Source organism: Mesorhizobium subarcticum (assembly GCF_055456085.1).
Window position 1 is genome coordinate 5681637 of record NZ_CM144237.1, and the last position, 18569, is coordinate 5700205.

The window sequence follows — 18569 nt, forward strand, 5'->3', positions numbered from 1 at the left end:
ACGTGCTTGCTCTCCCTCAAAGCATTGCGTCCCCGGCGGCGCCTAGGCTGCATACTCCTTTAGGTACACCTTATTCTCGAGAAGCGTTCTAAAATGCTGCATTAGCGAAAGTATATCTGAAACCAAACCATCTATTTCGTCCTCTTTGATGAACTCCTGCTGACCATGTGCGATCGCGTTCCGGCGTCTCAGAACAATTTGGTCCAAAAAAATTCGATTTGACTCGAAATACGACTGATCTACCGCGCAAATTAGGCAGATTTCCTTGATAACGTCGGTATTCAGATTCGACTTCGTATCGATCAGTGACGGATTGACGTACCGGAATGTGCCGTCCGTTCCGTCCAAAATATCATTTACAATTTTGCAGCGCGCTTCAACGCTAGCTCGGCTGCGATGCAGGGCATCAAGCCGACTTAAGAACGCATTTACGTATATCTGTCGCTCCAATGCCGTGTACGGCTGCTTACGTATTGAAAGATATTCAAAATATCGGTTAGCGCACAGCCGAACATAGCCCTCCCAATGTGCATATATCATGGTGATTATTGCGCGGAGCATTACAGGTTTAGCTGCTGAATCTGCGGCCTTCACGACCGCCTTCATGTCGGACAACTCTCTTCGCCGCCAAATCAAATCCTCGTCGAACAGATCTGAAAGATTCTGTTCTGAATAGGGCTTGCTCATACTGAAAACCAATCCGTTCCAAACGGAATCGTCCGCTGGATACGTACAGTTCCCCGCAAACCAGCGACGAAGAAATTGTCGATAGCTGGGCTCTGCCAGAAATCAACTATCCGTTGGCGGATGAACTCCACGGGATTATCTTTCGCCTGAATATGAGCGATATTCTTGGCGACTCCGATGGCGATGCACTCGTAGGCGGCCAGTACTACGCGTCCAGTCGGCTGACCGTTGTTAAAACGGCAAATCGCATCGTTGCCGTATGCCTCGTGAAGAAGATCAAATGTCGCGTTGAAAGTCTCCGCGGCTTTCTGTGTTTCAGCGACAGCTGCTAGATCAACTATACTTTTGTCGATAAAATCCTCAACGTCCAACTTGCCATCAAATTGAATGTACGTGTGCACAAAGAAACGAGATACGTACTCCATATCCCTCTGCTTCTCAAGCTGATCTGCACTAGCTGAAAGCACCGCCAAAAATGACTGCCTTTGAGAACACTCCTTCATAAACTGATAATATGCAGGGCTTACCATAATGACGATGACGTTTCTCAGTTCTTGAGCATTGGCTTGCGTCCCACCTGCATTTAGACGCTGGAATAGATCATACTTCGTCTCATTGGAGCTAGGTCTTTTTAAGATCTCAACGCTGAGGCGGCTGCGCCGAACAGCCAATTGAAGCGGGCCAGGCAAAGGAACTTGGTCATCAACCGGAACATCTTGTATTTCTGGAGACTTGTCCCAAACAACCTTGTCTAATGATGGAAGATATTTTGTTGCGACCAGCGAACTGGGAACCTCATTTTGGCCTGTTGTAGGGCTCTTCAACACTCCCATAAATTCAAGCAATGTTGAGATTCGCTGCAGGCCGTCAATAAGTTCCCATTTCGTGTCATCCTTTTCGAATACAAAAATGGACGGAAGAGGAATTCCTAGAAGAAGAGATTCAATCAGCTTCGATTTCTGGCCAATCTCCCAACGAAACAGGCGTTGGAAGTCGGGGTTTATGATCAACTCACCATCCCTATACATATTTATAATCTCACCGACAGACATCTGATAGGCGTCCGTCTTTACAAGACGCTTAGCGTCCTCAATCTCTTTTTCAAGCACTGCTGCCTCCACGTGTTCGCAAACTAATAAATATAACGTCATCTATACTTTAAAGGCTGCAAAGCCAATATTTGACTCACTCCATCCGGATTTCTTGAGGCGCAGCCAACCCCCGCTTACGCCTTGCGCTCCCAGCGGCGGTCCGGCGTCTGCTGCCAGTAGGTCACCGCGTGGCCGGCATCCTTCATCACCTTCCAGTGGCCGCGGGCCGCCTCGACCTGGGCGGCGTCGTGGCCATCGAACAGGAACACGGCACGCTCGTAGCTGCTGAGCTCAGGCGGCACCGCGCCGTCGACCAGGAACCTTATTTTAGCCTCATTGGGATTGCCGTCACCGGTGGTCAACAGGACAGGCTGTTCGCCGGGATAGGCCTCGCGATCGGTCGCATGCGCCAGGAACGAATCATCGCGGAAGGTCCATAGATGCTGGTCGAGCGCATCGCGCCGTTCCTCGGTGCCGGTCTGCACCACGGCGCGCCAGCCGCGATCGACGCTGCGCTCAAGCAGGCCGGGCAGCGCATCCTCCAGCGTCAACTCGGTCAGGTGGTAGAACAGCACGTCGGCCATGGATCGCGGTCAGCTTTCGTAGTGATCGCGCACCAGCCGGTCGAGCAGGCGCACGCCGAAGCCTGAACCCCAGGACTGGTTGATCTCGCTCGATGGCGCGCCCATGGCGGTGCCGGCGATGTCGAGATGCGCCCAAGGCGTATCCTTGACGAAACGCTGCAGGAATTGGGCCGCGATGATGGCACCGCCATAACGACCGCCGATGTTCTTCATGTCGGCGTTCTTGGAATCGATCAGCTTGTCGTATTCGGCACCAAGCGGCATGCGCCACAACCGTTCCTGCGTCGCCTGCCCCGCCGCCGTCAGCCTTTCCGCCAATTCGTCATTGTTGGAGAACAGGCCGGCATAGTGCAGGCCGAGCGCGACCATGATAGCGCCGGTCAGCGTTGCCAGATTGACCATGAATTTCGGCTGGAAACGCTCGTTACAGTACCACAGCGCGTCGGCCAGCACGAGGCGCCCTTCGGCGTCGGTGTTGAGCACCTCGATGGTCTGGCCCGACATTGAGGTGACGATGTCGCCGGGGCGCTGCGCGTGGCCGTCGACGGCGTTTTCGACCAGGCCGATGATGCCGACGACATTGGCCTTGGCCTTGCGCGCGGCCAGGGCATGCATGAGGCCGGTTACCGCAGCGGCCCCCCCCATGTCGCCCTTCATGTCCTCCATGCCCGAAGCCGGCTTTATCGAATTGCCGCCGGTGTCGAAGGTCACGCCCTTGCCGACAAAGGCGACAGGGCTGTCCTTGGGCTTGCCGCCGTTCCACTGCATAATCGCCATGCGGGCGCCACGAGGCGAGCCTTGGGCGACGCCGAGCAGCGAGCCCATGCCGAGCTTCTTCATCTCCTTTTCGGTCAGGATCTCGACCTTGACGCCGAGCGCCTCAAGTTCCTTGGCGTAGGCGGCGAACTCGACGGGTCCCAGCACGTTTGCCGGTTCGTTGACCAGGTCGCGCGCCAGAAGCACGCCGTCGACCACCGCCTCGACTTCCGCGAAGGCCTTCCTGGCACCTGCCGGGTCGGCGGTGTGGATGGTTATCTTGACCGGCTTCTTCGGATCGGCCTTTGGGTCATCCTTGTCCTTCCTGGTCTTGTACTTATCGAAGGAATAGCCTCGCAGGAGAATGCCCGCCGCCAGGTTGGCGGCATCCTTGCCGTCGGGCGAGGCTCCGACGAGGTCGAACACCACGGCGACGTCGGTTGCCTTGCGCAGCGACGCCGCAATGGTACCGCCGAGTTTCAGCCAGGCGTATTCGTCGAGCCCCGACACCTTGCCGGTACCGATCGCGATCAACCTGTCGAGCGACGTTGCTTCCGGCGCCAGAATCTCGACGACGCCGGCGAACTTGCCCGTGAACTCTGCCACCGGGAAGGCCCGGTCGAGTGTCTTGCCGGGATCGTAAGCCCTGGCAGCATCGCTCAGGCCACCGTCATCTGTCGACAGCACGAAGACGGTGCCCTTCCTGTTCGCCGCTTGCTGAGGCGCGGCGAATTTTGCAAAGGCGATCGACGGTCTCGGGTTCATCATGTCCTGCTTTCGGGGATTGCGCGATGGTATGCGACGCGGTTTGAAGCGATCCGCGACATTTGGTCGTTTTCCGGCATTTGGCAAGACTTTGCCAAAATGGCTACCCATATGACACATGGAATCGATGGCGATTCGTCGCGGCACGGCCCCGCTTCATGCCGCAACCTATTGTTAACCATCGATGTTCGCCCTTTCTTATCCATTCCCTCCGACACTCCGGTTCATTGCGGCACGCGACGTGGGACGGGAACCGGATCGCCTGCCTGATCGAGCCTATCGCAGCCAGTTGTGCGGGCGTCGCCGGACAGCTACCCTTAGCGTGGTGGCATGATGCCGTTCGAGAAAACCGAGTAAAGCCTTCATGAAGGTCGTTGAACGCTACATCATGCGCCGCGCTTTCGTGGTCTTCCTGGCAGCGCTGGTCTGGACGCTTGCCATCGTATGGACCACGCAGGTGCTGGCCAAGATCGATCTGGTTACCGACAGCGGCCAGTCGTCGCTGACCTTCTTCGAGGTCGCCGCCCTCATTCTTCCCTCGATCATCCCGATCGTCGTGCCTTTCGCGCTGGTGGTGGCGGTCGCCCAGACACTCAGTGTCATGAATTCGGATTCCGAGCTCGCCGTCGTCAACGCAGCGGGCGCATCGCGCTGGACGATCGTGCGGCCAATCATGCTTCTAGCCCTTGCGGCCAGCGTTTTTTCCTTTGCCGTCGACAATGGCATCGACCCCTATGCACGGCAGAAGAACCGCGCTTTGGTGGCCGAGTCGCGCTCCGATCTGTTGTCGCTGATCATCCAGGAAGGAACCTTCCGAAAGATCGAGGACGGGCTGTTCCTGCAGATCGGTGAGCGGCTTCCCGACAACAGGCTGGGCGGCGTCTTCGTCGCCGATTCGCGCGAGGAAGGCGTCAATCTCGTCTATTACGCCAAGACCGGCAGCGTTGCCGAGCGAAACGGTGAAAAAGTCCTGGTGATGAATGATGGCGTCATCCACCGCAAAACGGTGACGGGAGATCTGTCCGTTATCCGGTTCACCTCCTATGCCTTCGACATGTCGGCCTTCCTGGCGGCAGCCAACCAGGTAACGCTGCTGCCGAAGGACCAGACGACCCAATACCTGCTCAATCCCAGTGCCAACGACAAGAATTTTCAGCAAAACCCCCAGGAATACCGCGCCGAGATCGACCAGCGGTTTTCGGAATGGACCTATTCCATGGTTTTCGCGCTGATCGCGCTCGCGGTCGCAGGCGATGCGCGCTCGCATCGCGAGGCGCGTATCAATCCCTTGATCACCGCCATCACGATATCGCTGTTCGTGCGCTGGCTCGGTTTCTTTGCCGCCAGCAAGGCCGATGAAGAGGCGGTATACGGTTACATGGTCTATTGCGTGCCTATCGTGGCTGGAGTGGTAGCCATCTGGTTCATCGTCTCGAATCGGACCATGGAACTGCCGGTGGCCTGGGCGGACTGGATGACGAACCTGGCGAGCCGCGTTGGCGACGGCTGGAACGCGCTCAAGCTGCGTTTCTCCCGGCGCGGCACTTCAGGTCAGGGGATCGGCTGATGGGCTGGACGCTGGGCCGTTATTTCTTCTTCCGCTACCTGACGATCACGATCTGGTTCTTCCTGGGCCTGCTGGCGCTGGTGTTCCTGATCGATTTCACCGAGCTGTCCGGCCGTACTACCGGCCTGCCCGGCTTCACCTATGGCACGGCGGTGGCCATTTCGGGCCTTCGGATGCCGATGATCATGCTGCAGACGGTGCCGTTTGTCGGCCTGTTCTCGGCAATGGCGACCCTGGTTTCGCTCAACCGCCGTTACGAACTGGTCATCGCGCGCTCGGCGGGTGTTTCCGCCTGGCAATTCCTGCTGCCATGCTGCATCGGGGCTTTGCTGTTCGGCTTTGTGTCGGTGGGGCTCATCAACCCGCTCGCCGCGCACGCCTTCTCCTGGTCCGAGCAGATCGAAACCCAGTTGCGCTCCGGCAAATCAAATACGGTTTCGGCCGACGCCGCCCCCTGGATCCGCCAGAAAACCAGCTCCGGTGACACCATTATCGGCGCTCGGGCGATCCTCAATCAGGGCCTTGAGATGGCCGATGTCGTCTTTTTCATTCTTGACCCGCAAGGCAATATCGTCGAGCGCAAGGACGCTGCCCGCGCCTATCTTCGCGACGGATATTGGGATTTGCAGGATGTAAAGACGTTCCGGAACGGCATCATCACGCCAGCGGCAAGCGATCGTGTGCCGACCTATTTGAAGCCGGAATTCGTGCAGGAGCGGCTGGCGCGCCCGGAAACCATCCCGTTCTACGACCTGCCCGGAAAAATCGAGGTTGCCCGCTCCTTCGGCCTTAAGGCAAATGCCTTTGCCATGCAGTTCGATTCGCTGGTGGCGTTGCCGTTCCTCCTCGTCGCCATGACGCTGATTGCGGCAACAGTTTCAATGCGATTTGCGCGAATGGGGCAGTCGGCAACGATGATTCTGGGTGGCGTCGTTGCCGGGTTTCTGCTTTATGTCGTTTCGGTGCTGGTGAAGGCATTCGGCGTGGCAGGATTCGTGCCGACCGCCATAGCCGCCTGGGTACCGGTCGTGGTAGCTATGTTCTTCGGGGTGACTTTCCTGCTATACAAGGAAGACGGCTAGTGAGGGAGGCGTTTTTGCCCAGCAACAGGCAGGCCGGTTTGGCGCGCCTCTATGCGGCGAGCGCTTTGGCGTGCCTGCTTGCCTGCGGCGTAGCGCTGCCTGCGTTGGCGCAGAAGGTTGGCAACGTGTCGTCCGTTCCGGCCGGCACGCAGATGTTGCTGGCGGCTGACACGCTGGAGTACAACAACGACAACCAGACCGTGACCGCAATCGGTGGCGTGCAGATCGACTACGGCGGTAACCGCCTCGTCGCCCAGAGGGTTGTATACGACCGCGCCACCAAGCGGTTGGTTGCCAGTGGCAAAGTCGAACTCGTCAACAGCGACGGCACCAAGATCAATTCGGAACATATCGACATCACCGACGATTTCGCCGACGGTTTCGCCAACGCGCTGCGCGTTGAAACCATCGACAAGGCCTATTTCGCCGCCGAAAGCGCCGAGCGCATGGGCGGTGTGCTGACCACCTTCCACAATGGCGTCTACACCGCCTGCGAACCGTGCGAAGACAAGCCCAACAAAGCGCCGACCTGGCGCGTGAAGGCCAGGAAGATCATCTGGAACGGCGAGAAGAAGACGGTTCGCTTCGAGAATGCGAATTTCGAATTCTTCGGCTTTCCGCTCGCCTACCTGCCGGCGTTCGAGATTGCCGACCCGACGGTGAAGCGCAAGAGCGGCTTCCTGATCCCCAGCATCAGCTACAACAGCCATCTGGGATACAGCGTCAAGGTTCCGTATTATTTCGCCCTTTCGCCGACATATGACCTGACGGTGACGGGAAGCGGCTACACCAAGCAGGGTTTCCTTGGAGAGGCCGAGTGGCGCCAGCGCTTCAACAATGGCGAATACACGTTGAAGATCGCCGGGATTCAGCAGCGGAATCCAGACGCCTTCATCGACAGCAACGGCCGCAATGTCGATTCGGGCGCGGCGGGCGATCCAAACAAATTCCGCGGCATGATGGGTACGCAAGGGCAGTTCGCCATCAACGAGCGCTGGAACTTCGGCTGGGACGTACTGCTGCAGACCGACAAGGACTTTTCGAACACCTATAATATCGACAAATACAACGCCTCCGTCCACCAGTCGACAGTTTACCTGACGGGCCTCAATGGCCGAAATTACTTCGACGTGCGCGCCATGCATTTCGACGTTCAAGAAGACACCATCGACAGCACCGCGCGTAGCGGCCAGCAGCCCTGGGTGATGCCTTCACTCGACTACGCCTACATTCCCGATACGTCGGTTGCCGGCGGGCAGTTGTCGTTCAATGTCAATACGCGGGTCATCCGCCGCGATGATCTCGATGACGGCTCGACTATACCTACCGTGCGCGTACCCGGCATCGAGGGTAAATCCGGGCGCCTCACCACCGAGTCCGAATGGAAAAGGACATTCGTCACCGATGACGGGCTGGTGGTGACACCATTGCTGGCGCTGCAGGGTGACGTCGACTACCTCAACGCATCATCTGGGTCGCTCGCCGCCATCAACCAGATGGCGACGAATTTGGGCCAACAGGACGACATGCGCTCATCGTTTGCCCGTTACATGGCAACCGCCGGGCTTGAGATGAGTTGGCCGCTGCTGTTTTCCTTGGCTAGCGGGTCCAGCCATGTCATCGAGCCGATGGCGCAGGTGTTCATGCGTCCGAACGAACAATATGTCGGCGGCCTCGCTATACCCAACGAAGACGCCCAGAGCATGGTGTTCGACGCGACCACTCTGTTCGAACGCGACAAATTCTCCGGTTATGACCGCATCGAAGGTGGCTCGCGCGCCAATGTCGGCTTCCGCTATTCCGGCTCCTACATCAACGGCTGGGGCACCAATGCCATTTTCGGCCAGTCCTATCAGATAGGCGGAGAGAACTCCTTCGCTGCGCCGGATCTGGTCAATGTCGGCGCTTATTCGGGCCTACAAACCAGCAAGTCTGACTATGTCGGCCTGTTTGGCATCAACAGCCCGAACGGCTTCGCGGCCTCGGTCAGCGGCCGCTTCGACGAGCAGACCTTCGAGGTTCGCCGCGCCGAGGTGAAAGCCGCCTATTCAGGCCTGCCGGTGTCGCTGAGCGCCAAATACGCCTTCATCCAGGCCCAGCCGCTCTACGGTTTCACCACCGACCGTCACGAGGTCACGCTTGGTGCATCGACGCATCTTGCCGAGAACTGGCGCGTGTTCGGGACAGGAACATACGATCTGCAGCAAAGCCTGCTGGTCAAGGATGGGGTCGGCTTCGCCTACAACAATTCCTGCTTCACCTACCTGATGACGTACTCGCAGTCGCGTGACCTGACCACGAGGGAAGTGACGCAGAGCATCGGCTTCAACCTGTCGTTCCGCACCCTTGGCGACTTCGGCTCGTCGACCAGCGCAGTCGACACCATCCAATAGCGACATGGTTTCGCCGCATAGGGCTGGCACGGATTCGCGCACCCGGAAGGGATTGAATTGGGCGGAACCGGGATAGAATTGGGATGCTAACGATGAGGAAATATCTCTTTTCAGCAGGATTTGCGCTGCTTGTGGCCGCGACATCGGTGTCGATGACCGTCATGACGCCGCCGGCTTTCGCCAGCGAGATCAAGTACGTCGTCAACGACATACCGATCACGTCAGGCGATATCGCCCACCGTGCCGCCTTCCTGAAGCTGCAGCACAAGAAGGGCGACGCGGGCCAGGAAATGATCGACCAGACGCTGCGGCTGGCCGAGGCCAAGCGGCTTGGCATCCGCATCAGCGACGCGCAGGTCGAGGCCGCCTATCAGCGCTTCGCCTCGGGCAACAAAATGCAGCTCAGCCAGCTTGATGGCGTCATGGAAAAATCCGGCGTCGGCAAGGACCATTTCAAGGAATTCATCCGCGCCCAGATGGCCTGGAACCAGGCCTTGAGCGCGCGTTACCGTTCGGGTGAAGGCGGCAGCGTGACCGAGCAGGATGCCGTCAGGCGCATGCTCGACAAGGGCGGGGCCAAACCGAGCGCCACCGAATATATGCTGCAGCAGGTCATCTTCGTTGTGCCCGCCGCCGAACGCAGCGCCACGCTGGCCAAGCGCAAGCGCGAGGCCGACGCCATGCGCGCCCGCTTCAACGGCTGCACCACGACGCGCGAGTTCGCCAAGGGCCTGATCGACGTCACCGTTCGCGATCTGGGCCGGGTTCTGGCGCCGCAATTGCCGCCGGACTGGGCCGAGCAGATCAAGGCGACCAAGGTCGGCGGCGCTACCGTGACCCGCGAGACCGAGCGTGGTGTCGAGTTCATCGGCATCTGCTCGTCACGCGAGGTGTCGGACGACAAGACGGCGCAGATGGTGTTCCAGAGCGAAGGCTCCGGCGACAAGGACGCCGACGCACTCAGCAAGAAATATGTCGACGAGTTGAAGGCGAAAGCCCGCATCGTCAAGCGCTGACGTGAGCAGCGCGATGACCGCGCTGGCGCTGAGCGTCGGCGATCCCTCCGGCATCGGCCCCGAAATCGCCATCGCCGCCTTTTTGGCGCGTGAGGCTCTCGGCCTGCCCGCCTTTTATCTGCTGGCCGATCCGGCGCTGATCGCGTCGCGGGCAAACCACATCGGCGTGTCGGTGCCGATCGTCGAAACGACGCCGGCGCGAGCGACGCAAGCGTTTGCCCGCGCCCTGCCGATCTTCTCATTGACGGCCAAAAGCATCGACAGTCCCGGACGGCCCGACCCCGCCAATGCGGCCGGCACCATCGAAGCGATCGACCGCGCCGTCGCCGCTTGCCTTGCCGGCCAGGCGGCGGCCGTGGTCACCTGCCCCATCGCCAAGAAGCCGCTCTATGATGCCGGCTTCCGTTTTCCCGGCCACACCGAATATCTGGCGCATCTGGCAGCCCGGCACAGTGGGGTCGACGTAATGCCGGTCATGATGCTCGCAGGCCCAGACCTGCGCACGGTTCCGGTCACCATCCACATCGCTCTGGCTGAGGTGCCGAAAGCGCTGACCACCGAATTGATCGTCGCGACCGCGCGCATCACCGCCGCCGATCTCGCCAGCCGCTTCGGCATCGCCAAGCCGAGGCTGGCCATAGCCGGCCTCAACCCGCATGCGGGCGAAGGCGGTTCCATGGGCCTGGAGGACGAGCGTATCGTGCGCCCGGCAGTCGAGATCCTGCGCGCCGAAGGCATCGATGCCTTCGGGCCGCTGCCGGCCGACACGCTGTTTCATGTCCGGGCGCGGGCAGGCTACGACGCGGCGCTGTGCATGTATCACGACCAGGCGTTGATCCCGGCCAAGGCTCTGGCTTTCGACGAGGCTGTCAACGTCACGCTCGGCCTGCCCTTCATTCGCACCTCGCCGGACCACGGCACCGCCTTCGACATCGCCGGCAAGGGCATTGCGCGGCCCGACAGCCTGATCGCCGCGCTGAAGCTTGCCAGGAGGCTCGCCGACACCGACGCAAAGGCCGTGGCCGCATGAGCTTTTCGGCTTCAGGTCTTCGACCATGAGCATCGATGGGTTGCCGCCGCTGCGCGACGTCATCGAGCGCCATGGGCTGCAGGCGAAAAAGGCGCTTGGCCAGAATTTTCTGCTCGACCTCAATTTGACCGGCAAGATCGCACGCAGCGCCGGCGATCTGACAAACACTGCGGTTATCGAGGTTGGACCGGGGCCCGGGGGGCTGACAAGGGCGCTGCTTTCCAACGGCGCGCGCCGGGTCGTTGCCGTCGAGCGCGATGAACGCTGCCTGGCAGCCCTTGCCGAAGTCTCCGCTCATTACCCCGGCCGCCTGGAGGTGATTTCGGGCGACGCGCTGAAGACCGACTTCGCCGCTCTTGCCTCCGCGGTTGCCGCAGACGGCGGTCCGGTGCGGATCGTGGCCAATCTGCCCTACAATATCGGCACGGAACTGCTCGTGCGCTGGCTGACGGTCGTCGACTGGCCGCCCTTCTACGCCTCGATGACGCTGATGTTCCAGCGTGAAGTGGCGCAGCGCATCGTCGCCGCGCCCGGCAGCGATGCCTATGGCAGGCTTGGCGTGCTGGCCGGCTGGCGTACGCAGGCCAGGATCGCTTTCGATGTGCCGGCCCAGGCCTTCACGCCACCGCCCAAGGTCACCTCTTCAGTGGTGCATCTGGAGCCGCGCGCGACACCCTTGCCCACCGATGTCAAGAAACTCGGCCGCGTCACCGAGGCCGCTTTTGGCCAACGTCGGAAGATGTTGCGGCAGAGCGTGAAAAGCCTCGGCGGCGAAGCCCTGCTCGAACGCGCCGGCATCGACCAGACCCGACGCGCCGAAACGCTTAGCGTTGAGGAATTTGTCCGGCTAACCAACGCGGTTTGAGAAACTGCCGATCTCCCCGTTTTACGGGAAGACGATGCCTGCCAGGCAGATGAGGGGCGGAACGAACTTTTCGCAGGTATGGCGCTGCCCCTCATCCGGCCCTTCGAACCACCTTCTCCCCGTGAAAGGGGGAGAAGGAAAAGGGGCTCACTCCGTCTTCTCGTCCAACAGTCCAGAGACAAAATCGAACAGACCGGGTCGGCGGTCCCGCCGCAACCTTTCGGCGACAACGATGCCGCGCACCTCGGCGAAGGCGCGGTCGAGATCGTCATTGACGATGACGAAATCATATTCCTTCCAGTGCTCGATCTCATTGCGGGCGTTCTTCAGCCGCGTCTCGATCACCGCCTCCTGGTCTTCGGCGCGGCGCTTCAGCCGCGCCTTCAATTCCCTCATCGACGGCGGCAGGATGAAGATCGAGACAATGTCGGCGCGCATCTTCTCCTTCAGTTGCTGCGCGCCTTGCCAGTCGATGTCGAACAACATGTCGCGGCCCTGCGCCAGCGCCAGTTCGGCGGGTTCGCGCGGTGTCGCGTAGCAATTGCCGTGCACCTCCGCCCATTCAAGCAGCGCGTCGGAATCGCGCAGCCGCTCGAACTCGCGCATGGTGCGGAAATGGTAGTGAACGCCTTCAATCTCCGAGCCGCGGCGCGGTCTGGTGGTGACCGAGACCGACAGTTCGAGGCTGGAATCGCTTTCCAGGAGATTGCGCGCGATCGTCGACTTGCCGGCGCCTGACGGCGACGACAGGACGAGCATCAGCCCCCGGCGGCGAATGCGGGACCCCAAATCCCTCAGAACCATTGGTTCCTTGGCAACCATCGGCTACTCCAAATTCTGGACCTGTTCACGAAACTGGTCGACCACCGCCTTCAGCTCCAGCCCGATCGCGGTAACGGCTGCGGCATTCGACTTCGAGCATAGCGTATTCAATTCGCGGTTAAATTCCTGTGCCAGAAAATCGAGCTTGCGACCGACGGCGCCGCCGTCCTTGAGCAGGGTTCGGCCGGACGCGACATGTGTTTTCAACCGGTCGATCTCTTCGCGAATGTCGGCCTTGGTGGCAAGGAAGGCCGCTTCCATATGCAGCCGGCTCGGGTCCAGATTGGCGGACGCGTCCATCAGCAGCCTGACTTGCTCGGCGATGCGCTCACGGATCGCCGCCGGATCGCGTGACGGGTCCGCCTCGGCGCGCAGCGTCAATGCCTCGATGGCGTCGATCTGGCCCGACAGCAGCAGAGCCAAGGCAGCACCCTCGCTCTGCCGTGCCTGTTCCAGCCCTTTCAGCGCCACGTCGAGCGCAGCCATGATGGCGATGTCGAGCGCGGCGCGCGCCTCTTCGGTTTCGACGGTTTCGGGAATGTCGAGCACGCCACGCAGCGACAGCAGGCCATCGGCCGTCGCGGGCGCTACGCCGAACTGCTCCTGCAGCCGCTTGGCAAGGCCGGCAAGGTCTTTCAGAAACGCCTCGTTGACGACGGGCTGCGCCTGCGCGCCGGCGGCACGGCCGATGGTCAGCGTCGCCTGGAAATTGCCACGGGCGAAACGCTTCTGCAGCGTTTGCCTGACAGCTGGCTCCAGCCGCTCGAAACCTTGCGGCAGACGTAGCCGCACCTCGACGCTCTTGCCGTTGACGGACTTGACCTCACAGGCGATCGAGGTGCCGTCATGCTCAGAGACGGCGCGTGCAAACCCGGTCATGCTCTGCAAATTCATGTCGCCTGCACCCCTTGGCGCATCACCCCGAAACCAGTCTTCCGGACAGGGGCAAGTGCTGCTTAAAGATAACCGCGCCGCGGATGCGTCGAAATCAGACGCGCGACGTCCTTTCAAATGTCAGGCTGTCGCCCTGTGGGCAACGCCTTTCTTTGTCTTACTGGGCATCGCCGCCGGCGTCGCCGCTGCTATCGCTATCGCTGTTGTCGGCAGGCTTGGCGTCGGCGGGCTTGTCGTCGGCAGGCTTGTCGGCATTGGTGCCAGCGGCAGCGGCGGCCTTGGCCGCGTCATCGGCCTGCTTCTTCTGCAACGCACGATAACGGGCGACGTTCTCATTGTGCTCATCGAGCGTCGCGGCAAAGACGTGACCGCCAGTGCCGTCAGCGACGAAATAGAGGTCGTCGGTCTTGGATGGATTGGCCACGGCCTCAAGTGCTGCACGGCCCGGATTGGCGATGGGCGTCGGCGGCAGGCCGCTGATCACATAGGTGTTGTAGGGCGTCTGCTTCTGGATGTCCGACTGGTAGATCGGGCGGTCCGCGGGCTTTCCCTTGCCGCCAAACAGACCATAGATGATGGTCGGATCGGATTGCAGCCGCATGCCCTTGGCCAACCGGTTGATGAAGACGGCGGCGACGCGCGAGCGCTCGTCACCCCTGCCGGTTTCCTTCTCGACGATCGAAGCCAAGGTAACAAAGTCATCGACGCTGGCCAGCGGCAGGTCCGGCGCACGCCGTTGCCATACCTCATCGACCAGCTTCTTCTGATCGGCCACCAGCTTGTCGATCATCTGCTGGCGCGTCGCGCCACGCGTGAAGCGCAACGTGTCGGTGGCAAGGCTGCCCTCGGGCGGCGTTGTCTTTGGCATGTCGCCACTCAAGGCGGGTTCGTCGGCGATGCGCTGCAGCGCCTGCTCGACCGTCAGCCCTTCGGGAATGGTCAGTGAGTACATCACCGACTTGCCGCTCTTCAAAAGCTCCATGATGTCGCGCATGGATGCCTTGGGCTTGATCTCGTATTCACCGGCCTTGAGCGCGGAATCGTTGCCGAAGGCACGCACGCCAAGGCGGAATACGCGAGCGTCGCTGATCAAGCCACGGCGCTCAAGCTGGTCGGCGATGTCCGCAACGCCGGTGTTCGGCTTGATCAGGAAGGTGTCGCCATTAGCCGAGGGGCCTGGCTCGGTGAACTCCTGCTTGCCAAGATAGACCGCGACGCCCGCCGCCAGAACCATCAGCATCACCGAGGTGATGACGAAGTTCATGAACACCACCACCTGGCTGCGCGAAGCGCGCGAGCGCTTCGGTGGCGGAGTACCGGCTTCCGGGCGCAAGGCCTCGCTCGCCGTTTTCGGCACAATCGGCCCGGTGTTCGCCGGCCGTTGCCCGAATTCTCCGTTGCCCGCCGGATTTGTGTTCATTTCGCCCTACCGTTTGATCGCCCAACGAATCCCCTGCGGCAGAGTAGGGGCGAATATGGCAAAATTGACGGCAGGCCAAAGCATCGCCCGGCAGCCGGGCGATCAGCCATTGTAGCGTTGGAACACAAGCGAAGCGTTGGTACCGCCAAAGCCAAAGGAATTGGACAGCGCCACGTCGATCTGGCGAGCGCGGGGCTTGTTCGGCACCAGGTCGATCGCGGTTTCGCGCTCCGGGTTGTCGAGGTTGATGGTCGCCGGCGCGACATTGTCCCTGATCGCAAGGATCGAGAAGATCGCTTCGGCGGCACCCGCCGCGCCAAGAAGATGGCCGATCGACGACTTGGTCGACGACATCGAAATCTTCGACGCGGCATTGCCGACAAGCCGTTCGACGGCGCCGAGTTCAATGGTGTCGGCCATGGTCGAAGTGCCATGAGCGTTGATGTAATCGACATCGGCAGGTGTAAGCTTCGCCCGGTTCAACGCAGCCGTCATGCAGCGGAAGGCGCCATCGCCGTCCTCCGCGGGGGCCGTAATATGATGGGCATCGCCAGTGAGACCGTAGCCGGTCACCTCGGCATAAATCTTTGCACCGCGCGCCTTGGCGTGCTCCAATTCCTCAAGCACCACAACACCGGCGCCCTCGCCCATGACGAAGCCGTCGCGATCGCGGTCGTATGGGCGCGACGCAGTCTCTGGCGTGTCATTGCGATCGGTCGACAATGCCCGACATGCAGCAAAGCCTGCGATCGACAGCCGCGTCACCGGCGCTTCGGCGCCTCCGGCAACCATGACATCGGCATCGCCCCACATGATCAGCCGGGCAGCATCGCCAATGGCGTGCGCGCCGGTCGAACAGGCCGTGACGACGGCGTGGTTCGGGCCTTTCAGTCCGTGCCGGATCGAAACCTGGCCGGAGACGAGATTGATGATCTGGCCCGGGATGAAGAAGGGGCTGATGCGGCGCGGACCACGCTCCTTGAGGATCATCGCGTTCTCGGCGATGCCTTCGATGCCGCCAATGCCGGAACCGATGAGCACGCCGGTAGCGCATTGTTCTTCGTGGGTCTTGGGTTCCCAGCCGGAATCCTTCAGCGCCTCATCGGCGGCAACAATCCCGTACAGGATGAAGTCGCCGATCTTGCGCAGTTCCTTCGGCTCGAGCACGGCCTCCGGATTGAAAGTGGCATTGCTGCCATCGCCACGAGGAACGACGTGAGCGATCTTGCAGGCAAGATCCTCCACCTCGAACTCAGTGATGCGCTTGGCGGCGCTGCGGCCGGTCAGAAGTTCCTTCCAGCTGTGCTCGAAGCCCATGCCGAATGGCGACAACAACCCAAGGCCCGTGACAACGACACGCCTCATCGCAGGTCCTCCCCGGTGATGACTGCGGAAAGCGTCAGGCCGAAGCCTTGTCGATGTACTTCACCGCATCGCCGACCGTCAGGATGGTCTCGGCTGCGTCGTCGGGGATTTCGACGCCGAACTCTTCTTCGAACGCCATGACGAGTTCAACCGTGTCGAGGCTGTCAGCGCCCAGATCATCGATGAAGCTCGCCTGCTCCGTCACTTTGTCGGCATCGACGCCAAGGTGCTCGATGACGATCTTCTTGACGCGCTCTGCGGTGTCACTCATTTGGGGCATCCTCGTCTTTTGTTTGTCTGTCTTCGTTAGCGGGCAGAATGCCGCTAATCAAGCTGAAATATGGTCCTGCCGGAAACGCAACGGCCACGAACCGGTTTTTGCCCGAACCGCCGGGTTGCGGGCCGCATTACACGAAAAATCGCTGAGGTCCAAGGCGAAATGGTCTCTTTTCACAACGCCGCCATTACAGTCAAATCATCGCCATGCCGCCGTTGACATGGATGGTCTGGCCGGTGACGTAGGCGGCTTCGTTGGAGGCGAGATAGGCGACAGCGGACGCGACTTCAACACTCGTTCCCATGCGGCGTGTCGGGATCGCCGCCATGATCGCCTCTTTCTGCTTGTCGTTGAGCTTGTCGGTCATCGCCAATTCGATGAAGCCCGGAGCGACACAGTTGACGGTGATGTTGCGGGTGGCGATCTCCTGCGCCAGCGATTTGGAGAAGCCGATCATGCCGGCCTTGGTGGCGCAGTAATTGGTCTGGCCGGGATTGCCGGTGACGCCGACCACCGAAGTGATGTTGATGATGCGGCCATGGCGTCGGCGCATCATCGGGTGGGTGAGTTCGCGGGTCAGGCGGAACACGGCGGTCAGGTTGACCTCCATCACGCTATCCCAGTCGGCGTCCGACATGCGCACGAACAGCCCGTCCTTGGTGATGCCGGCATTGTTGACCAGGATGTCGACGCCTTCGAGATCGGCCTCCGCCTTCTGGCCAAGCGCCTTGACCTCGTCGCGGTTCGACAGATTGGCCGGAAACAGTTTTACCCGGTCGCCGAGTTCGCTTGCCAGGGCCTCCAGTTTCTCGACGCGGGTGCCGTGCAGGCCGACAATGGCGCCTTGCGCATGCAGCACGCGTGCGATCGCCTCGCCGATGCCTCCCGATGCGCCGGTGACGAGCGCCTTGCGGCCGGTCAGTTCGAACATTTTCGTCTCCTGATCTGAGAGAACACCCTTCCCACGGGAGGGGTCAAATCGCCAGTGGATTATGCAAGTGCAGCCAGCGCGGCCTCGACATCGGCCGGCGTGCCTACGGCTGATGTGGCGATGTCGCGGTTGATCCGCCGTGCCAGGCCCGACAGCACCTTGCCGGCGCCGATCTCATAAAGTGTGGTGACGCCGTTGGCGCCAAACCATTCCACCGTTTCGCGCCAGCGCACGCGGCCGGTGATCTGCTCGACCAGGCGCCGCGCGATTTCGTCGGGATCGCTGGTCGGGGTCACGGTGACGTTGGACAGCACGGGCACCGCCGGCGCATGCTTCGTCACGCCAGCCAGCGCGTCGCGCATGACGTCGGCAGCCGGCGCCATCAGCGCCGAATGGAAAGGCGCCGAGACCTGCAGCATCAACGCCCGCTTGGCGCCCTTTTCGGTGCACAACTTTGCAGCGAGCTCGACCGCGGCCTTGGCGCCGGAGATGACCAGCTGGCCGCCGCCATTGTCGTTGGCGATCTGGCAGACCTTGCCGGACCCTTGCGCGGCCTCGGTGCAAGCGGCCTCGACATCGGTCTGCTCCAGTCCAATGATCGCCGCCATGGCGCCCTCGCCGGCCGGCACGGCCGCCTGCATGGCATTGCCGCGAATGCGCAACAGACGGGCGGCATCGGCAACGGAAACAAAGCCCACGGCGGCAAGCGCTGAATATTCGCCCAGCGAGTGGCCGGCGACATAGGCGACCTTGTCCTTCAGCGAGAAACCGCGCGCTTCCAGCGCCTTGATCGCCGCCAGCGATACCGCCATCAGCGCCGGCTGCGCGTTGGCAGTCAGCGTCAAGGTCTCTTCGGGACCTTCCCAGATCAACTTCGACAGGTTCTCGCCGAGCGCGTCGTCGACCTCCTGGAAGATCCTGCGCGCCTCGGGAAAGGCGTCGGCGAGATCCTTGCCCATGCCGACAGCCTGGCTGCCCTGTCCCGGAAAGGTGAATGCAATGGCCATGCGAGGGCTCTCCAAGA

General features: G+C 61.0%; 18 protein-coding genes. 7 read left to right on the forward strand and 11 right to left on the reverse strand.

Annotated elements, in window-relative coordinates; genetic code table 11:
• Positions 1 to 42: 42 nt before the first annotated feature.
• From ACZYHG_RS27935 to ACZYHG_RS27950, 4 genes are all read right to left on the reverse strand, one after another.
• Positions 43 to 687, reverse strand: a complete 645-nt coding sequence (locus ACZYHG_RS27935) for an MAE_28990/MAE_18760 family HEPN-like nuclease (RefSeq protein WP_464611319.1) — start codon at positions 685 to 687, stop codon at positions 43 to 45.
• On the reverse strand, positions 684 to 1796 hold the full coding sequence (locus ACZYHG_RS27940) for a DUF262 domain-containing protein (protein WP_464611320.1): 1113 nt from the start codon (positions 1794 to 1796) through the stop codon (positions 684 to 686). Before ACZYHG_RS27940 ends, ACZYHG_RS27935 begins: the two co-directional genes overlap by 4 nt.
• 116 nt (positions 1797 to 1912) lie before the next feature.
• Positions 1913 to 2362 carry a DNA polymerase III subunit chi gene (locus ACZYHG_RS27945; protein ID WP_464611321.1) on the reverse strand — a complete coding sequence of 150 codons (450 nt, stop codon included), beginning with the start codon at positions 2360 to 2362 and terminating at the stop codon, positions 1913 to 1915.
• Positions 2363 to 2371: 9 nt separating this feature from the next.
• Positions 2372 to 3883 (reverse strand): leucyl aminopeptidase, encoded by a 1512-nt coding sequence (locus ACZYHG_RS27950; protein WP_464611322.1) that lies wholly within the window; start codon positions 3881 to 3883, stop codon positions 2372 to 2374.
• Between the two features lie 364 nt (positions 3884 to 4247).
• On the opposite strand from ACZYHG_RS27950, the gene lptF reads away from it, so the two are divergent.
• The 6 genes from lptF (at position 4248) to rsmA (ending at position 11836) form a co-directional block, all read left to right on the forward strand.
• On the forward strand, positions 4248 to 5450 hold the full coding sequence (gene lptF / locus ACZYHG_RS27955) for an LPS export ABC transporter permease LptF (RefSeq protein ID WP_464611323.1): 1203 nt from the start codon (positions 4248 to 4250) through the stop codon (positions 5448 to 5450).
• Positions 5447 to 6532, forward strand: a complete 1086-nt coding sequence (gene lptG / locus ACZYHG_RS27960; RefSeq protein WP_464614806.1) for an LPS export ABC transporter permease LptG — start codon at positions 5447 to 5449, stop codon at positions 6530 to 6532. The genes lptF and lptG overlap by 4 nt, the downstream gene beginning before the upstream one ends.
• Positions 6532 to 8925, forward strand: a complete 2394-nt coding sequence (locus ACZYHG_RS27965) for an LPS-assembly protein LptD (RefSeq protein ID WP_464611324.1) — start codon at positions 6532 to 6534, stop codon at positions 8923 to 8925. The genes lptG and ACZYHG_RS27965 overlap by 1 nt, the downstream gene beginning before the upstream one ends.
• 83 nt (positions 8926 to 9008) lie before the next feature.
• A complete protein-coding gene (locus ACZYHG_RS27970) occupies positions 9009 to 9941 on the forward strand; it encodes a SurA N-terminal domain-containing protein (protein WP_464611325.1) in 933 nt (310 codons plus the stop codon).
• A gap of 13 nt (positions 9942 to 9954) precedes the next feature.
• The gene (gene pdxA / locus ACZYHG_RS27975) at positions 9955 to 10971 is read left to right on the forward strand and encodes a 4-hydroxythreonine-4-phosphate dehydrogenase PdxA (RefSeq protein ID WP_464611326.1); all 1017 of its coding nucleotides are present in this window, start codon (positions 9955 to 9957) and stop codon (positions 10969 to 10971) included.
• 25 nt (positions 10972 to 10996) lie between these two features.
• Positions 10997 to 11836, forward strand: coding sequence for a 16S rRNA (adenine(1518)-N(6)/adenine(1519)-N(6))-dimethyltransferase RsmA (rsmA, locus tag ACZYHG_RS27980; protein WP_464611327.1), 840 nt, complete (start codon positions 10997 to 10999; stop codon positions 11834 to 11836).
• A gap of 147 nt (positions 11837 to 11983) precedes the next feature.
• Here the strand turns inward: rsmA and gmk are convergent, their stop codons facing one another.
• The 3 genes from gmk to mltG form a co-directional block, all read right to left on the reverse strand.
• Positions 11984 to 12640 carry a guanylate kinase gene (gene gmk, locus ACZYHG_RS27985; RefSeq protein WP_464614807.1) on the reverse strand — a complete coding sequence of 219 codons (657 nt, stop codon included), beginning with the start codon at positions 12638 to 12640 and terminating at the stop codon, positions 11984 to 11986.
• 21 nt (positions 12641 to 12661) lie between these two features.
• The gene (locus ACZYHG_RS27990) at positions 12662 to 13552 is read right to left on the reverse strand and encodes a YicC/YloC family endoribonuclease (RefSeq protein ID WP_464611328.1); all 891 of its coding nucleotides are present in this window, start codon (positions 13550 to 13552) and stop codon (positions 12662 to 12664) included.
• Between the two features lie 157 nt (positions 13553 to 13709).
• The gene (gene mltG, locus ACZYHG_RS27995) at positions 13710 to 14816 is read right to left on the reverse strand and encodes an endolytic transglycosylase MltG (protein WP_464611329.1); all 1107 of its coding nucleotides are present in this window, start codon (positions 14814 to 14816) and stop codon (positions 13710 to 13712) included.
• Here mltG and ACZYHG_RS28000 point away from each other — a divergent pair.
• Positions 14815 to 15087 (forward strand): hypothetical protein, encoded by a 273-nt coding sequence (locus tag ACZYHG_RS28000; protein WP_464611330.1) that lies wholly within the window; start codon positions 14815 to 14817, stop codon positions 15085 to 15087. The two genes, mltG and ACZYHG_RS28000, sit on opposite strands and share 2 nt — an antisense overlap.
• Here the strand turns inward: ACZYHG_RS28000 and fabF are convergent.
• The 4 genes from fabF to fabD all read right to left on the reverse strand — a co-directional run bounded on the left by fabF (position 15075) and on the right by fabD (position 18552).
• Positions 15075 to 16337, reverse strand: coding sequence for a beta-ketoacyl-ACP synthase II (gene fabF, locus ACZYHG_RS28005; protein ID WP_464611331.1), 1263 nt, complete (start codon positions 16335 to 16337; stop codon positions 15075 to 15077). The genes ACZYHG_RS28000 and fabF overlap by 13 nt on opposite strands.
• 34 nt (positions 16338 to 16371) lie before the next feature.
• A complete protein-coding gene (locus ACZYHG_RS28010) occupies positions 16372 to 16608 on the reverse strand; it encodes an acyl carrier protein (protein WP_006203723.1) in 237 nt (78 codons plus the stop codon).
• A gap of 199 nt (positions 16609 to 16807) precedes the next feature.
• On the reverse strand, positions 16808 to 17545 hold the full coding sequence (gene fabG, locus ACZYHG_RS28015) for a 3-oxoacyl-[acyl-carrier-protein] reductase (protein WP_464611332.1): 738 nt from the start codon (positions 17543 to 17545) through the stop codon (positions 16808 to 16810).
• Positions 17546 to 17604: 59 nt separating this feature from the next.
• The gene (fabD, locus tag ACZYHG_RS28020; RefSeq protein ID WP_464611333.1) at positions 17605 to 18552 is read right to left on the reverse strand and encodes an ACP S-malonyltransferase; all 948 of its coding nucleotides are present in this window, start codon (positions 18550 to 18552) and stop codon (positions 17605 to 17607) included.
• Positions 18553 to 18569: the final 17 nt, after the last annotated feature.

Excerpts from the sequence above, each read along its gene's own strand:
- ACZYHG_RS27950 (WP_464611322.1), bottom strand. The coding sequence starts at position 3,883 with ATGAACCCGAGACCGTCGATCGCCTTTGCAAAATTCGCCGCGCCTCAG.
- gmk (WP_464614807.1), bottom strand. The coding sequence starts at position 12,640 with ATGGTTCTGAGGGATTTGGGGTCCCGCATTCGCCGCCGGGGGCTGATG.
- pdxA (WP_464611326.1), top strand. The coding sequence starts at position 9,955 with ATGACCGCGCTGGCGCTGAGCGTCGGCGATCCCTCCGGCATCGGCCCC.
- ACZYHG_RS28000 (WP_464611330.1), top strand. The coding sequence starts at position 14,815 with ATGAACACCACCACCTGGCTGCGCGAAGCGCGCGAGCGCTTCGGTGGC.
- mltG (WP_464611329.1), bottom strand. The coding sequence starts at position 14,816 with ATGAACTTCGTCATCACCTCGGTGATGCTGATGGTTCTGGCGGCGGGC.
- ACZYHG_RS28010 (WP_006203723.1), bottom strand. The coding sequence starts at position 16,608 with ATGAGTGACACCGCAGAGCGCGTCAAGAAGATCGTCATCGAGCACCTT.
- ACZYHG_RS27945 (WP_464611321.1), bottom strand. The coding sequence starts at position 2,362 with ATGGCCGACGTGCTGTTCTACCACCTGACCGAGTTGACGCTGGAGGAT.
- fabG (WP_464611332.1), bottom strand. The coding sequence starts at position 17,545 with ATGTTCGAACTGACCGGCCGCAAGGCGCTCGTCACCGGCGCATCGGGA.
- ACZYHG_RS27990 (WP_464611328.1), bottom strand. The coding sequence starts at position 13,552 with ATGAATTTGCAGAGCATGACCGGGTTTGCACGCGCCGTCTCTGAGCAT.
- fabF (WP_464611331.1), bottom strand. The coding sequence starts at position 16,337 with ATGAGGCGTGTCGTTGTCACGGGCCTTGGGTTGTTGTCGCCATTCGGC.
- lptF (WP_464611323.1), top strand. The coding sequence starts at position 4,248 with ATGAAGGTCGTTGAACGCTACATCATGCGCCGCGCTTTCGTGGTCTTC.
- ACZYHG_RS27970 (WP_464611325.1), top strand. The coding sequence starts at position 9,009 with ATGCTAACGATGAGGAAATATCTCTTTTCAGCAGGATTTGCGCTGCTT.
- ACZYHG_RS27935 (WP_464611319.1), bottom strand. The coding sequence starts at position 687 with ATGAGCAAGCCCTATTCAGAACAGAATCTTTCAGATCTGTTCGACGAG.
- rsmA (WP_464611327.1), top strand. The coding sequence starts at position 10,997 with ATGAGCATCGATGGGTTGCCGCCGCTGCGCGACGTCATCGAGCGCCAT.
- fabD (WP_464611333.1), bottom strand. The coding sequence starts at position 18,552 with ATGGCCATTGCATTCACCTTTCCGGGACAGGGCAGCCAGGCTGTCGGC.